Genomic DNA, 16,547 nt, shown 5'->3' on the forward strand with positions numbered 1-16,547 from the left:
AAATTTCATACACAATTGGTCGGTGCCACCTCAAAACGTCTCAATGTATATGAAATTTCATATACAATACGCTGAAATGCCCAAAAAAACATAATTGTATATGAAATTTCATACAGATTTGGTCGGTGCCACCTCAAAACGTCTCAATATATATGAAATTTCATATACAATTGGTCGGTGCCACCTCAAAATCGGCGCTTCCACAAAATAGAGTTTGCCATCGTTGCAAAGTACTTGTTTCGGTTTTTCAACAGCCTGAAAAACTCAGGCTGTTGAAAAAGCTCTGCAACGGCTAAATAGCCCGGATAACAGACCTAAATCAGTAAGCCGGACGCCGTCGATTGGTTGTAGAAGTTGAATAACCGAACAAAAAGTCGTAATACCATCTGTTTAGAATTGTAACGGAACTGAGAAGCTCTATTTAGCAATAAAAAGGAGTGTTAAAACTGTAACGGAACTGTGGAGCGCTATAGGTGATCTTTCCCCGTTTAGGTAGTGATTTTGAGTAAATAAGGTTTCTCAATTCCTTTAGATTTTAGAATAAGCTGATATCCGTACAATAGTGTGTCTCAGTTCCGTTAGCGTTTTTCAACAGCCTGAAGAAATACATTTAGAATCATTTACTCGGTATACACACTCCCTATCTACAACAATCCACTTACAACATATTTTACAGCCTCATCCCCACATACAACTTACTTATAATTCACATACTTACATAGATCAACTGTCGTCCCTCGTCCGGGCATACGGTGTGCTTGCCTTCATTAATTTACATACAATAGCTTACATGCATCGTAACATCGTAACATACAGCGTTCTTGCTTTCAGCTTGCTTATTTACATTTACAAACTTCTAACATCAACTTTATTCTTTGCAATACAAGTCGTTCATGCTCCCAGCGAGCTAAACGTTTGTCTTACTTACATCAGCAATGATACTTCCATAAATTAAAGCATAGCCCAGAATGTTTCCGAGCTATGCTTATATGGATAATTGTAAGCCAGCAGCAATTGTCTGCAACTGCTATATGAATTACCTGGTATAGTTAAAATTGCATGATAGCTTTGCTTCTACAGCTTTTTCCATTCCACGAATGCATTCGCTGGGGCTTTTTCCGTATCGAACCGTTTGCCTACCAATGGAGCAAGCTGCTCAAGGTCTTTAAGCAGATTGGCGAATTGGTCAGGGAATAGCGATTGTACGCCGTCGCCAGTCGCTGAATTGTCTGGATCAGTATGCATTTCAACGATTAAGCCATTAGCGCCTGCTGCAACGGATGCCTTCGACATCGGTTCAACAAGCTCTCGGCGGCCCGTGCCATGGCTTGGATCAGAAATGACAGGAAGATGGCTCAAGGATTGCAATACAGGAATAGCTGTCAAATCCAGCGTATTGCGCGTGTATGTTTCAAATGTACGTATACCACGCTCACATAGCATAACGTTAGGATTGCCGCCCGCCAAGATGTACTCAGCAGCATTTAATAACTCATCATACGTTGCACTGAAGCCTCGCTTCAGTAATACAGGCGTTTGAATCGTTCCAAGCTTGCGAAGAAGATCAAAGTTCTGCATATTGCGAGTGCCTATCTGCAAAATATCAGCATATTCCGCACATACATCTACATATTCAGGAGTCATTACCTCTGTAATGGTAAGCAAACCGTGCTTCTTGCCTGCCTCAGCCATCATGACAAGCCCCTCTACACCAACACCTTGGAAGCTGTATGGGCCTGTTCTAGGCTTAAATGCGCCGCCACGCAGCACCTGACCGCCTGCCGCCTTGACAAGGCGTGCAATCTCGTCAATTTGCTCAGGTGATTCAACCGCGCAAGGACCTCCCATAATAACAAGATTATCGCCACCGATCTTCACACATTTAATGTCAATAATTGTATCGTCCGGGTGGAAATCACGGCTTGCTAACTTATAGGATTTTGAAATTTTCACTACGTTTTCTACGCCCTTCATTTGGCGAAGATGCTCAGCTAGCGTTGGCTCAGCTTTGCCAATAATCCCGATTACTGTGCGATCGGTCCCCTTTGATACATGCGCCTCTACGCCTGCTTTATGAATTTGATCTACAATTTCATTAATTCTTTCATCCGAAATATTAGCTTTCGTTACTACGATCATGACTCATTCTCCTTTATAATTGCGCTGCTTGGCGCTCATTATTATTTCATTTTTCTTCTTCGATTTTTCGATTAATAAGGACGACAATAAATGCATCCACTTTTTCGCTTGCCCGCTTTTATGCATACACGCTTCTTCGCTTCTATGCTTTTATGCTTTTACTTGATAAAGTAAATATACACGATTACTCCTTTTCCGTCAACACTTAGATCATTCAAAATAGAAATATAAATAATAAACCTGCCTTACATACGAGGGCTTTGTTAAAAAAATCTATTTCAGCAGGTCTCCTCTTCACACTGGCCCTCAGACGCGCCTGCCGACGAACAAACAATAAACATACAAAAAAACCGCTTCAAGCAATGGGCTATCCCATCGCTAAAAGCGGTTTATTTCTTTGCTAGACTGTCTTAGTACGCAGCTTAGGCAGCAGCTTGTTCATATCAACTGTCCGTTTAATCGCCCATGTTGAAGGATCATTATGATCATACTGTTCCAAATACGTGATGACTTCCTTCGTCAGCGGTGTCGGTGTCGATGCTCCCGAGGTAACTGCAACCCGGTCTATCCCTTTCAGCCACTCCTGCTTTATCTCAGATACGTCAGCAACGCGGTAAGCTTTCACTCCTGCAATTTCCTCTGACACTTGCGCCAAACGGTTGGAGTTATTGCTACGAGGGTCACCTACAACGATACAAAGCTGAGCCGTCCCTGCTTGTTCAGCAACAGCCTCTTGTCTCACTTGAGTAGCCAGGCAAATTTCATTATGCACCTCTGCATGCGGAAATTTCTCCTTCAGCTTCTCGATAATATGGCGTATATCCCATTGCGACATCGTCGTTTGATTCGTTATAATCAGCTTCTGGCCACTTGGATATTCAAGCCCGGCTATTTCCTCTTCACGCTCAATTAATCGAACTGCGTCAGGAGCTACACCAATTGCTCCCTCGGGCTCTGGATGGCCTGCCTTGCCAATATAAATGATATGATAGCCTTCCGCCGTTTTCTCGGAAATAAGATCATGGGTACGCGTAACATCCGGACAAGTGGCATCTACTACTGAAAGCCCCTTTTCACGAGCAATTCTTCTTACTTCAGGAGAAACGCCATGGGCTGTAAAAATAACAGTACCTTCATTGACCTGATCTAATATATCAAGACGATTCGCACCGTCAAGCGTAATGACACCCTCCTGCTCAAATGCTTCCGTCACATGAGCATTATGAACGATCATACCCAAAATATAAATAGGGCGCGGAAGATCTAAATTTTTGGCCGTCTGCAATGCAAGAACCATCGCATCAACTACTCCATAGCAATATCCACGCGGAGAAATCTTTACAATTTCCATGCCTACACCTGCTTCCTTCTGCTTCTATTATGCCTGCTTCCGCAGCAGATTTAATTCTCATTCTCTTCTATTATAGACGAAGCAGCTTGTTCCGCATAGGCTATCGGCAGCCATATCGTAAAGATCGTCCCTTTTCCTTCTGCGGTCACGACTTCTACCGTGCCTCTGTGCTCATCAATAATCCACTTGGCAATCGACAAGCCTAACCCGGTACCAACCGTTACGCCGCGCGATTCATCCGCCCGATAAAAGCGTTCAAATACATGCGGAACCTCGTTCGGATTCATGCCGATACCTGTATCCTTGATCATAATTCCGACATGCTGCCCTGTCTTCTTCACTCCAAGCTCAACATAGCCTTCAGTTGTATACTTAAATGCATTTTCAATAAATATGAAAAGCAGCTGCTGCAAATATTCATAATTTCCGTACAGCGTTACATCCGTAAGCAAAGTTAAATCATCAATTCGCCATTCCGCGCTGCGCGGCAGCAGCTGTGCTCGCCGTACTACTTCCTCTACAAGCGGAAGCAGCTGCAAATTTTTCTTCTCCATTACATAACCTGCGTCAGCGCGAGCCAGCGCCAATAAATCATTGACCAGCGTGCTCATGCGCTTCGCTTCCGCGGATATATCCTCCATCGCCTCCTGTGACATTTGCCAGTGCTGCGGATCGAATGGATAGGCGGCTGCTTGGCTTACAGGATTCATATCTTGCTGCAGCCTGCCCCACATGTGCTGCAATAAATCGATATTGCCGCGAATCGTTGTAAGCGGCGTACGCAGCTCATGCGAAGCATCGGATACAAATCTGCGCTGCGCCATATAAGCTTCGTCAAGCTCATTATATGCCTTCTCCAGGCGTGATAGCATGACATTTAGCGTGTCTACAAGCGTATGCAATTCATCCTTCGGCCCTTGGGCAGGAATTCTGACACTAAGATCCGATCCTTTTTCAATTTGCTTCGTTGCCTGAATGACCCTTTCAACAGGGCGCAAAGCTTGGCGGGCAATAAGCAAGCCTATAGAAAAAGCAAGGACGAGCATGACCAAGGATGATGTAAACAGAATCATGCGCAGGCTGCCGAGCATCTTCTCTTCATTATAGGTAAATGCGCCAACCTGCAGTAAGCCGATGATCTGGCCGTCGTTAGAAATCGGCACCTGATAAATAAGCATTGAAAATTTCTGTTTATTTATATCTGTTTTAACTTTTAAAAAACCAGATTTAAGCTTTGTCGCTTGCTCCGGATAAGGAATAGTAAAGTTTTGAGAAAATAAATTGTCGGATAGCTTAATAATGCCGTCCCGATAATTTATCAGTTGAATAAAGAGATCCTTCTCATCCATAAAAGGATTCGGGCGTACGTTTAAATCGAGCTTTAAATCCAATTTTTTATCGTAAAATAGCCTTTGTGAAATTTGCAAGCCATTCACATGTTCAATAAGCTGCTGTTTAACACCGGCATATGTGTTCCATTGAATGAAGAAATATATCGAAACACCAAGTGCCAGCATCGTTGCCGCAAGCAAGCTGGAATACCATAATGTCAGCCGCAGCCTGATCGTCATCCATCCAAACCACCTTTTTCCCGAAGTACATAGCCAGTCCCGCGCACGGTTTGAATAAGTCTTGCCGCCCCGCCTTCCTCTACTTTTTGGCGAAGCATTGCAATATATACTTCAAGCACATTCGATTCCCCGCTAAAATCATATCCCCAAATTTTTTCCATAATACTGTCTCTTGTCAAAACACGGCGCGGATTTTGCATAAACAGCAGCAGCAAATCATATTCCTTGGACGTCAGTTCAATTCGCTTGCCTGCGCGTATCGCTTCGCGCGAATCTAGATCGAGAGACAGATCCTCAAAGGACAGCATGCTTGCTTCCTCCAGCTTGTCTGTCTTTCTGCGCAGCAGCGCGCGTACACGCGCAAGCAGCTCCTCCAAGGCGAATGGCTTCACCAAGTAGTCATCTGCCCCAAGATCGAGTCCTTTTACCCGTTCAGAAATATCATCCTTCGCTGTCAGCATCAAAATCGGCGTCGTACTGCCGCTTTCTCTAATACGGCGGCATACTTCCCAGCCATCGATTTGCGGCATCATAACGTCCAAAATAATAAGGTCAGGTTCTTTTTTCATTAATATTTGCAAGCCCTCTGCCCCGTTTTCAGCCGTAACGACCTCGTATCCCTCGAATGCCAAGCTTCTTCTAAGCAAGGAAGTAATTTTTGCATCATCATCTACTACTACAATTTGTGCTCTGTTCAAGGCCATTCCTCCATTTGCTGCAAAAAGCGCAGAGCTTGAACCTTCTCTGCGCTTGCCTTTTTAACTAACCTTTTTCTCTATTATAATGGTCTATTTTTTAAAAGTGTACCCTGCAAAGCAGCTTTTTCTAAAGTATTAGAGGACGCCGAAAGAATAGCGTTTTCTTATTGGACGAATTACTCCACTCCAAATTTATTCTTGTCGCCAATTACAACATCGATTGTAATTTCTTTGCCGCCGCGAATAACATTGAACTGCACAGTTGAGCCTACCTCTTTCGTTTTAATCGCATTTACAAATTCAGTTGGGTTCTTATATTTTGTGCCTTCTATTCCTATAATAACATCATACTGCTTCAAATCGGCATTGAAGGCAGGAGTGTTATAATAAATATTTTTTACTAGCGCGCCTTCTGTCGATTTCAAGCCAAGCTGTTGCGCCATACTTTCAGTTATAGGGCTCAAATCTGCCCCGATAAACGGCACTGGCTCTTTAGGAATCTCCTTATTGTTTATCAAATTGTCCAGCACTTCTTTGACCGTGCTAGTTGGAATAGCAAAGCCAATTCCTTGTGCTTGTGCGCTTACAGCCGTATTGATGCCGACAACCTCTCCGTTAATATTAAGTAACGGTCCGCCGGAGTTGCCTGGATTAATGGAAGCGTCTGTTTGCAGCAAGTGCTTGTAATGTCTCTCGCCTTGCGTATCGGAAATATCAATCGGACGCTCCTTGGCGCTAATAACACCAACTGTCGTCGTAAGGTCGAAGCCGTACGGATTGCCTATCGCAACTACCCAATCACCGATATTAATATTGTCCGAGTCGCCAAGCGGCAATGTTGGAAAGCCCGATTTGCCCTCTACCTTAAGCACCGCCAAATCCAAATCATAGCTTGAACCGAGCAGCTTAGCTTTTAGCGGCTCATCATAGCCTTGCACAGTTACTAAAATTTCTTCCGCGTCGCCGACAACATGCTGATTGGTCAAAATATGGCCGTCTTCTTTAAAGAAAAAGCCTGTGCCCATACCTGTCTGTACCCTTTGGCTTTGTCCTCCGCCTGAATCATTAGTCTCCGAACGATAGTCATCTCCAAAAAATTGACGGAAGAAGGAATCGTCAAAAATACTGCCGCTGCTTCTTCGCGAGCTTTGCTGAACATATGTTTCAATCTTTACAACAGCTGGACTTGCTTGCTTGGACAGCTCTGCGATATTATTCGGCCTTACGACTGCTGTCGATGTTGAAGAGTTGCTTCCAGCTCCGTTAACATTCGTGACGCCGCTTCCCTGAACCGTGCTTGACGCAGGCTGCTGCGCTGTCAGATTCGTAAACCAGTTTTGCGTGTCTGCGGCATACATTAAGCCGCCAACGACAAGCGCGCCTGCCAGGAAGGAAAGAAACATGGAGCGGAATGTTCTGCGCTTAGGCTCCTTCACAACCTTCCAGCTGCCGTTCGTACTTGCTTTGAACTGGCGCTGCGGCTCATCGATAAGCGCTTTTGCTTCATAAGTATAAGGCTTAACCGTATCCTGCTGCGGCGCCTCCTGCGGCTTTTCATTAATAGATGGGCCGTAGGAGTAATAGTAAGCTGTCGATTTAGGCGTATCTGCCCCTTGCTCTGTGCTTTCCTGACGCTGTTCGTAATAATCCTGCTGCTGTTCTTGATCTAAGCGATTCGTCTCATTATTGCTGCTGGAGTTATCCTTAGGCTCGTTGCGAAAGAAGTCGTCATAATTTTTTTTGTTCTGATCATCCATAGTATTTCTCCTCCTCAAACTTGTATATATGAATTTAGGTTGTTGTAATCTCTATATCTATCATGCACATTCTACCTTAAAACAAACTTAATTGGATTTTAAAACTACATAAAAAAAAGAACTGATGGTCATTATCTGCCGATAATATCAGTTCCATTCCATATTTATTTGACCCAGCCTTTGCGATGTGCAAGTACTGCCAGCTGAGTGCGGTCTTCCAGCTCGCATTTCATCAACAAATTGCTGACATGTGTTTTTACGGTTTTAATGCTGATATGAAGCTCCTCAGCAATTTCCTTGTTGGATTGTCCGTCTGCGATTAAGAACAGAACCTCTTTCTCGCGTTCAGTCAAATCCTCATCGCCGGTGAGAGCGGCTTGCTGCCTTAGGCCTCTCGTCAGTGCTTGCGATACATCGGAGGTCATAACCGGCATCCCTTTAATCGCACCTTCGATCGCCCAAACGAGCTCCTCTGCCGACACTGTTTTCAGCACATAGCTTACTGCACCTGCTTCTATGGCAGCATATACCTTATCGTCCTCCAGGAAGCTGGTCAGCATAACGATTTTAATATGGTCATATAAAGCAGTAATTTGCTTGGTTGCTTCAATTCCGTCCATTTGCGGCATCATAAGATCCATTAAAATAATATCGGGCTGCTCTTCCGCAGGACATTGCTTCAGCCAATCCAATGCATTCAGTCCATTATCCGCCTCAGCGATTACTTCCAGCTTAGGATCAAGCATCAAATAGGTGCGCAAGCCGATGCGAACCATATCATGATCATCGACTATCATTACTCTAATCGTATTTTGTACACTCATTGCCTGTCATTCTCCTTATTACAATTTCGGAATAGTAATTCTTACTCTCGTTCCGCTGCCTAGCTTGCTCATAATTTCAGCTGCTCCGCCTAACTTCTGAGCCCGCTCCTGCATAGTCGATAAGCCGTAAGAGCCGCGCTTCACCGATTCCACCTTGAAGCCTGCCCCGTCATCCGCCAGCGTCATTACAACCTGCCGCTCATTCTCGCTAATCGTAAGCGTGCAATGCTGAGCCTTCGCATGCTTGACAATATTGGCCATGCCTTCTTGCACGATAAGAAATAGTTGATGCTCCTTCGCTTCACTTAATGTAGAGCTGATCCGCCATTCAAGCTCGCCCTGCAAATTATTTTGCCGGCAAAAATCCGGAAACCATTTGCCGAGCGCCTCCTGCAGTGTACGCCCCTCCAGCTCCATCGGCCTCAGCTGTGCAATGAAATTCCGCATCTGCTTCTGTGCCAGATTGGACATTTGCACCAGCTGCTCCAATACCGATTCGGCTCTGGATGCGTCAACCTGCTGCAGCTTTGAAAGCGATGAGGCGCACATATGTATCGCAAACAGCTGCTGGCTCACTGTATCATGCAAATCACGGGCAAGCCGTTTTCGCTCCTCATGAACGGCTGCTTCATTAGAGGCTGATTGCTGCAGCCTTTCCTCGCCCATATGCTGAAGCAGCTTCATCTTCTCCTCTATTATTGCTGCCAGCTCATTAAATTGCTTGTACAGCTGCAAAAAGGAGTGATGGCCTTCAATTGCAATACGCTCCTCGTAATTCCCGTTCACAATTTGCTTAAGCCCAATGTGCAGCCTCTCTATTCGTCCTGCATAACGCTGGGCAATCCAATAGCCAAATCCGCCGCTTAAAAGTATAAACAAGGAAAAGGAGTAGAGTCTGGCTTCATTCAAGCTGACTCTCGGCTCCAAATAATGCCAGAGAGCGAAGGTCGCGCCCATCGCAACTGCCGCTCCGGCAATAAACAAGCCAATTAACTCCCATTTGCTGCTGCGAACTAAATTTACGATCATTCTGTCGTTCACCCTACCTTAGTTACTCGAACATCGCCGATAAACGTGCTAACGACAATTTTTATTTTTTTCTCTGCTTCTCTATATAGCGGCGATTCAATGTTTACATTAGTAAAAATACCGCCCTCGCGCCGGCCTAATATTTTGACATCTCCGATAAATGCGCTTGAAACGACTTGTACCGCAATTTCATAATCATTCGGCACATATACTTTAACATCGCCGATAAAAGAGGAAATATTGATGCGCGTTTCCGTTGAAGGCACATTTGCTTTAGTCAAATCAAGTACGGTGTCGCCAATAAAATGGGAAATGTTCATCGGCTTAAGCTCCCAATATTCATGGCCAATATGAATGTCGCCAATAAAGCTGCTGCGATTTTCTGACTTGGAGCTGTAATCCCACCATCCATCGTGATGGTTGTGATGGTTATGCTTGTCACGCTTGTAATCTCTGCGGTATTGCTTGAATTGCGCCTTGTATTTCTTAAATGACTCTTTGTTAAAGCCGTCTTCAAAATCTCCTGTTGCATTCGCGTGCGGGTCATGGTAATGCTTATTATTGTCATAAGCAGCACCTGAGCGAATATAATCATCTTGCTCAGAAGTGTAATCATTTTTCATTTCTTTACTGTCTGGTTCTACAGGCTTTGTTGGATCTGGATGAAGCGGCGGTGCTGGCGGAACATCTTCCTGCTGATCTGTATATGGGCGATAATATTGCCACTCGTCCTGTTCAGGCTTTTGCTGTGTTGCCTTCGGACGAAGCATCATGCGCAGCCCTACCCCAATAATAATTACAGGGATGAGGTAACGGATTATATCGCCGACTGACCAATCAAACCATTCCAAGTTTCTTCCGAGGAAAACAACGCCTATTGCGACCATAAATATTCCCCACCAGCCGCCGCCATTACACTCTTGGGCAAATACCTGCTTCAGTCCGATTGTAATAAGAATGACCGGCCAAAATGTGGATATTATTTCTCCAATGGATAGTGTTATATAGCCAGTCTGCTGCATCAAAAACACTACACCGATGCCGATTATAACAAGTCCAGTAAATATACGGCTAAGTACGTTTCCTTTCATGCTGAACAGCTCCTTATGCTTCCTAATGCTATTGTAGCTTTAGTATATATAACTCCGCAATAACATTGAAGGGACGACCGATTGAATTATAGCTCAGTCTAGAGACTGATTTAAATAAAAAAGAGACCGCTATTGCGCAGCATAAAGCTGCTGCAACAGCAATCTCTTGTGTATATTGAACCAGCATGCACTCGTTATTTTGTTTTGGATGTTTTTTTCTTCTTTGCCTTATTATTTTCTTCCAGGGAATTTTGATAAGCGAACTCCTGAGCATATTCTTCCTGTTGATTATTCACTTGCAGCTGAGTTCCTTTATTTATTTTATTTTTAGCCATTATCACTCACCTCCTTCTTACAGGCTTAGTATGTCAACCCAACTGGTTGTTCATCCAAGCCTTAAGATTCCAGAAAGTAAAGCGGGATTGGCTTATTTACTTCTACTGACCGGTTAATCTCATCGAGCCATTGCTGGGTCAGCTTGCCGTTGCCGCGCTTAAGCACCTGCACTTGTACAGTTCGCTTGCCCCATTGGCTGTAAACATCGTCGATCGTTTCGAAATAAAGATCTATTTTATTGCCTTTGATGGCTGCTCCTGTGTCCGCTACTACACCATAGCCATAGCCCGGTATATATAACAACGAGCCGATTGGAAATATCGCAGGATCAGCTGCGATGGTTGAAACCTGATCACGGCATACCATGACGCCAGAAAATGTAACGCCATATTGCGGATGGCCAGGCTTTTTGCCTGTTGATTCGATACCGGCTGTATATCCGGTTGCCACCACTTCAATTACTGTATCACTATGCTGATACTCCTCTCTGTCCAGCCTATTTGCGGAAGCTTTATGCTCATTCGCATCAGCGGTAAAGCTGCCGGCTGCAATAGTCAAAAGCATGCAGCTAAATAATGCTGCTGCTTTCCGAACAGAAAAAAAGCTTGTAGCCATTAGGGACCACTCCTCCTTGAGAAGAAGAATGCCCCTATGCTGCAAGCCTTATTCATAGACTAGGACAAATCTTTATTTGCTATTTGCTGCTGAAGCTTTGCAATTAGCTCTTCAACCGGCATAGCGCCTAAATCGCCTTCGCCTCTTTTTCTAACTGATACAGCTCCTGCCTGCATTTCATTTTCACCGACTACTAGCATATATGGCGCTTTTTCCAGCTGGGCTTCTCTAATTTTGTAGCCAAGCTTTTCATTGCGCAAATCATTTTCAACCCGAATGCCCGCTTCACGCAATTGCTCCGTTACTTTAACCGCATACCCTTCATAAGCAGTTGATACTGGAATTACTTTAGCCTGCATTGGAGCAAGCCATAGCGGAAGCGCCCCTGCAAAGTTTTCCAAAAGGAATGCAGTCATGCGCTCCATTGTACTAATAATTCCGCGGTGGATAACGACAGGACGATGTTTTTTGCCGTCCTCGCCTACGTACTCCAATTGGAATCGTTCAGGCAATAAGAAATCCAGCTGCGCTGTAGATAGTGTTTCTTCTTTGCCAAGCGCTGTTTTAATTTGAACATCCAGCTTCGGACCATAGAACGCAGCCTCTCCTTCCGCTTCGTAAAACGGCAGGCCTAGCTCTTCTACTACCTCGCGAAGCATGCGCTGAGACATTTCCCACATCTCGTCATCCTGGAAGTATTTCTCAGTATCATGAGGATCGCGGTAGGACAAGCGGAAACGGTATTCCTTAATGCCGAAGTCCTCGTATACTTTTTGAATCAAGCTTATCACGCGTGCAAACTCATCCTTGATTTGGTCAGGACGGCAAAACAGATGCGCATCATTCAAGGTCATCGCCCGAACGCGGTGCAAGCCAGTCAAAGCGCCTGACATTTCATAACGATGCATAGTTCCTAATTCGGCTATGCGGATCGGAAGATCGCGGTAGCTGCGCATTTCACTCTTATAAACCATCATATGGTGCGGACAGTTCATTGGACGAAGCACAAGCTCTTCATTATCCATCTCCATAACCGGGAACATATCTTCGTTGTAATGGTTCCAGTGACCGGAAATTTTGTACAGCTCTACGTTGGCAAGAACAGGCGTATATACATGCTCATAGCCAAGACGCTCTTCCAAATCTACAATATAACGCTCCATTGTTCTGCGCACTTTAGAGCCATTTGGCAGCCAAAGCGGCAATCCTTGTCCAACTTCGCGCGAGAATGTAAACATGCCAAGCTCTTTGCCCAGCTTCCGGTGATCGCGTTTTTTAGCTTCCTCAAGAAAGTGCAAATGCTCATCCAGCTCGGATTTTTTAGCAAATGCTGTTCCGTAAATGCGCTGCAGCATTTTATTTTTGGAATCGCCGCGCCAGTACGCGCCCGCTACGCTTAATAGCTTGAATGCTTTAATCTTGCCAGTAGAAGGCAAATGCGGTCCGCGGCAAAGATCGAAAAACTCGCCTTGATCATACAGCGTAATGACAGAATCTTCCGGCAGGTCGCGAATAAGCTCCAGCTTCAAATTGTCATCCAGCTCTGTGAAGATTTCGAGCGCTTCCTCACGGCTAACGACTCTGCGGCGAATCGGCAAGTTCTCGCCAACGATTTTGTTCATTTCTTTTTCAATTTTCAGAAGATCCTCTGGCGTAACCGACTGCTCCATATCGATATCGTAATAGAAGCCATCTTCTATAACCGGGCCAATACCCAGTTTCACAGTCTTGTTGCCATAAATGCGTTTGATGGCTTGCGCTAGCAAGTGCGCTGTACTGTGGCGATAAACTTCAAGACCAGCTTCTGATTCAACCGTTACGATTTCAACAGCCGCATCCTGTTCAAGCGGTGTATAAATATCTACAACTTTACCGTCCAGCTTGCCGGCAATAGCATTTTTTTTAAGTCCGGAGCTTATAGAGCCTGCTACATCTTCAATGGTTGTTCCAGCGTCATACTCTCTTACTGCGCCATCTGGAAATGTTACCTTAATACTCAATTTCTTCATCCTCCTAAAAAATATTCAGCTTTCTATGCTGCCGCACAGATTTTTGCAGAATCATCCATTTAATGATTTGCCTGTTTAAGCCTTTCTGAAGACACAAAAAAAGCACGCATCCCATAAAAGGGACGAGTGCTTGTGCTTTACCCGTGGTTCCACCCTGCTTCAACTTCAGCCAATTGCAAATATTAAGCAAAACTCTGCTTAATCTGCTCCAATAATAGGCATCCAGTCCTCACATATCCTGTAACGGAGATATCCGGTACAGCTTACTTATAAGCAGATACTAATCTGCCCCGTTCAACTGTACAGCTACAAAGTGGTATACTTGCCAGCGATACGCAAGGAAATTTCAGCCTGGTTTCCTCTCTCTGCTCCGATCGCGATTAGCGAGCACATGTCTTTGTCACAGCTTTTCTACGCCATTAATTATATATGGACGGAAGCGCCTGGTCAATAGCAACAGCTTAAGATTGCGTCATCTCATCAACCTGACTGCTGCAGGAGATACAATTTTGACATATCGTTACACGCTGATCAAAGATGGATTCGATGGTTCGTATTACCTGCTGCTGCGGATGCTTCGTATGAACTGTTATATGTTTAGGTGATACAGAAATTAATGAACTAATGACCATATCATCAATATTCATCTCTGTCTCAATCATCTCGGCTACAATTCGATCCGTTGCATGCTCAGGCTCAATTAATCGGAAGGTACCGTCATACAGCTGGAATTCTTGTCCTCCCTTATGGAGCAAATGGACATGATCAACTTTAGTATCCTGCAAATAAACAAAATATTTAAGAAGCGAAATAAACTCCTGGTACTGTTTGTCGAGCATAAATTCATCAAGCGCATAATCAACAATTTCGGATAGCTCCTTGCGATAGGCTTCAAGGCGAAACGTAATAAAGCCCGCAAAATTCATTTCTGTTTCGAGCTGCAAATAAAGCTCTGCCTCGTCTGCAACTTTTTTTCTGCGCCTTGCTTGATCTGCTTCGTGGAATTTAGCGCCTAGTCCATCCCAGTCCTGTCCCGCCAGCATACTGCTGCTGTATTTGAGTATAGTTTCTTTATCCGCTCTTGTGTAGTGCGAATATTTGCGCTGAATAATGCTGGAAAGCATCATATACTCAAGCTCTTTTACAATAAATTGCGCAATAGCGTCAGCAGCGCCCTTATATACGATATCGCCATGCTCTTGAAGCTTAAAATCCGGCAGTCTGCCTCTGCACTTTATTTGCTGAGCAGCGTTTATTTCAAAGGAAATCAAGTCATTCTTAAGACTAGTCTTGGTGTGTATATGTAAATCACGATTTATACAGTCAATAAGCAGCCTTTGTAAATCATTCGCCCAGCTTTCCAATTTTTCATTTTCATTCGGTAACGTCAGGCAAAATAGTTCCATAACCTCACTCCTTTCTACCGTTTAAGTATATGGTTCAATATCGCGGTATATACGAAGAAGAGTTTGGAATGTATATAATTTGGTTTAGCAAACAAATAAAAAAGCTTGTAGGACATAAATCTTGGCTTAAGATTTATATCATACAAGCTTTGTAAATTAATTTTGCATAACAAAGTCGCGCTCAGCTTTGTCGTGCTCATTGAACACGCGCAAAATATTATATTTCGTATCACGCTGCGCGGGAATTTTCCCTGCCTCGCGAATCAGTTGAAGAATTAAATCAATATTAACTTTATGAGTCGTTCCGGCTGCAGATACGACATTTTCCTCAATCATCGTGCTGCCGAAATCGTTGCAGCCATATTGCAGCGAAAGCTTGCCCATTTCAGGACCCATCGTTACCCATGATGATTGGAAGTTTTTGATGTTATCAAGCATAATGCGGCTAACCGCTACAATTCGCAAATATTCCTCCGGACTTGCTTTTTCCAGCTTCAAATTCGTATTATCCGGCTGGAACGGCCAAGATATAAATGCAAGGAAGCCTTCGGAATTATAGCCATTCGCTATACATTCATCCTGGGCATCACGAATGCGCAGCATATGTAAAGCCCGTTCCTCAATCGTCTCGCCCAAGCCATACACCATCGTCGCCGTCGTATTCATGCCGTGACGATGCGCTGATTTCATCACATCCATCCAGTCCGTCCATGAGCCTTTCAAACGGCTGATCTTCATTCTCGTACGGTCATCCAGTATTTCTGCGCCGCCGCCAGGCAAGGAATCAAGGCCGGCTGCATGCAGCTGGGAAACCACTTCATCCAGCGACAATCCTTCTGAAACAGCCTTCATCTTCTGTATTTCAGCAGGCGAGAAGGAGTGCATCGTAATTTGCGGAAAATGTTGTTTTATCTTTTTTAATAAATCCGTATAATAGCTGAATGGCAAGTTCGGATTAGTTCCGCCCTGCATTAATATTTCTGTCCCGTCCACATCAATCGTTTCTTGAATTTTCCTTAAAATAATGTCATCCTCCAGCACGTAGCCTTCTTTGGATTTCGGAGAACGATAAAATGCGCAGAAGCGGCAGTATACATCACAAACATTTGTATAATTGACATTGCGGCCTACAACAAATGTGGTAATCGGCTCTGGGTGCTTTTTGAGCATAATCTGATTAGCCGCATGCCCCATTTTTTCAATTTCATCGGAAGCTAACAGCTCCATCGTATCCTCAAAGCTGATACGCTCGCCTCGCAACGATTTTTCCAGTATATGATCGATTCCAGCCATGGCAAAGCTCCTTAACTTGATTCATTTATTTTAAAAGCGTAATGAATATATAAACTGCAACTGTATTAATACTAACATAGAAAAAGGATTGAAGTCACCTATGCCATCGTCGATGTGCCTCTCGAAATATAGGCGCTTTTGTGAATTTTTTAACAAGGTGCCTGATACCTGACTTATAGACTAAGCTATGTCATTATATTTCTAACCTTTCGGCTTAATTCAGACTGTGCAACAAGCAATTGAAGAGGTGGCCCTGCGATCAAGTTTGGGTTTCAGTATAAATAAAATAGGAGGCTAGTAGGCTGGGTCCATCCACTCTAACGTATTACGCACGTACCACCTTTATCGATTAGCTGTATTCGCATATAACAACCCTACGTACCTACATACAGCATACCTCAAAACATCTAACGGTTCTGACAAGCGCT

General features: G+C 44.2%; 13 protein-coding genes. All 13 read right to left on the minus strand.

Translation table 11 applies throughout. The features are described from left to right. Positions 1-1,074 precede the first annotated feature (1,074 nt). The 13 genes from aroF to mqnC all read right to left on the minus strand — a co-directional run bounded on the left by aroF (position 1,075) and on the right by mqnC (position 16,119). A complete protein-coding gene (gene aroF / locus ACRRU2_RS21865) occupies positions 1,075-2,139 on the minus strand; it encodes a 3-deoxy-7-phosphoheptulonate synthase (protein ID WP_432504994.1) in 1,065 nt (354 codons plus the stop codon). 400 nt (positions 2,140-2,539) lie between these two features. Next, positions 2,540-3,490 (minus strand): 4-hydroxy-3-methylbut-2-enyl diphosphate reductase, encoded by a 951-nt coding sequence (locus ACRRU2_RS21870; RefSeq protein WP_432504997.1) that lies wholly within the window; start codon positions 3,488-3,490, stop codon positions 2,540-2,542. Between the two features lie 50 nt (positions 3,491-3,540). Then, a complete protein-coding gene (locus ACRRU2_RS21875; RefSeq protein ID WP_432505000.1) occupies positions 3,541-5,061 on the minus strand; it encodes a sensor histidine kinase in 1,521 nt (506 codons plus the stop codon). Then, positions 5,058-5,759 carry a response regulator transcription factor gene (locus tag ACRRU2_RS21880; protein ID WP_331700853.1) on the minus strand — a complete coding sequence of 234 codons (702 nt, stop codon included), beginning with the start codon at positions 5,757-5,759 and terminating at the stop codon, positions 5,058-5,060. The genes ACRRU2_RS21875 and ACRRU2_RS21880 overlap by 4 nt, the downstream gene beginning before the upstream one ends. 176 nt (positions 5,760-5,935) lie before the next feature. Beyond that, on the minus strand, positions 5,936-7,516 hold the full coding sequence (locus tag ACRRU2_RS21885; RefSeq protein ID WP_432505003.1) for a S1C family serine protease: 1,581 nt from the start codon (positions 7,514-7,516) through the stop codon (positions 5,936-5,938). Between the two features lie 164 nt (positions 7,517-7,680). Continuing rightward, positions 7,681-8,340, minus strand: a complete 660-nt coding sequence (locus tag ACRRU2_RS21890; protein ID WP_331700855.1) for a response regulator transcription factor — start codon at positions 8,338-8,340, stop codon at positions 7,681-7,683. An 18-nt stretch (positions 8,341-8,358) separates the two neighbouring features. Then, positions 8,359-9,369 carry a sensor histidine kinase gene (locus ACRRU2_RS21895; RefSeq protein ID WP_331700856.1) on the minus strand — a complete coding sequence of 337 codons (1,011 nt, stop codon included), beginning with the start codon at positions 9,367-9,369 and terminating at the stop codon, positions 8,359-8,361. 8 nt (positions 9,370-9,377) lie between these two features. Then, positions 9,378-10,460 carry a cell wall-active antibiotics response protein LiaF gene (gene liaF, locus ACRRU2_RS21900; RefSeq protein WP_432505008.1) on the minus strand — a complete coding sequence of 361 codons (1,083 nt, stop codon included), beginning with the start codon at positions 10,458-10,460 and terminating at the stop codon, positions 9,378-9,380. A gap of 194 nt (positions 10,461-10,654) precedes the next feature. Further along, entirely contained in the window at positions 10,655-10,795 is a 141-nt protein-coding gene (locus ACRRU2_RS21905) for a hypothetical protein (RefSeq protein ID WP_331700858.1), read from the minus strand. Between the two features lie 61 nt (positions 10,796-10,856). Beyond that, on the minus strand, positions 10,857-11,411 hold the full coding sequence (locus ACRRU2_RS21910; RefSeq protein WP_331700859.1) for a 3D domain-containing protein: 555 nt from the start codon (positions 11,409-11,411) through the stop codon (positions 10,857-10,859). Positions 11,412-11,470: 59 nt separating this feature from the next. Next, the gene (gene thrS / locus ACRRU2_RS21915; protein WP_432505010.1) at positions 11,471-13,411 is read right to left on the minus strand and encodes a threonine--tRNA ligase; all 1,941 of its coding nucleotides are present in this window, start codon (positions 13,409-13,411) and stop codon (positions 11,471-11,473) included. A gap of 470 nt (positions 13,412-13,881) precedes the next feature. Then, a complete protein-coding gene (gene ytxC / locus ACRRU2_RS21920) occupies positions 13,882-14,826 on the minus strand; it encodes a putative sporulation protein YtxC (protein WP_331700861.1) in 945 nt (314 codons plus the stop codon). A 156-nt stretch (positions 14,827-14,982) separates the two neighbouring features. Further along, the gene (gene mqnC / locus ACRRU2_RS21925) at positions 14,983-16,119 is read right to left on the minus strand and encodes a cyclic dehypoxanthinyl futalosine synthase (protein WP_432505012.1); all 1,137 of its coding nucleotides are present in this window, start codon (positions 16,117-16,119) and stop codon (positions 14,983-14,985) included. Between the last annotated feature and the right edge of the window lie 428 nt (positions 16,120-16,547).

The organism is Paenibacillus sp. GXUN7292, assembly GCF_050864975.1.
Taxonomy (GTDB): Bacteria; Bacillota; Bacilli; order Paenibacillales; family Paenibacillaceae; genus Pristimantibacillus.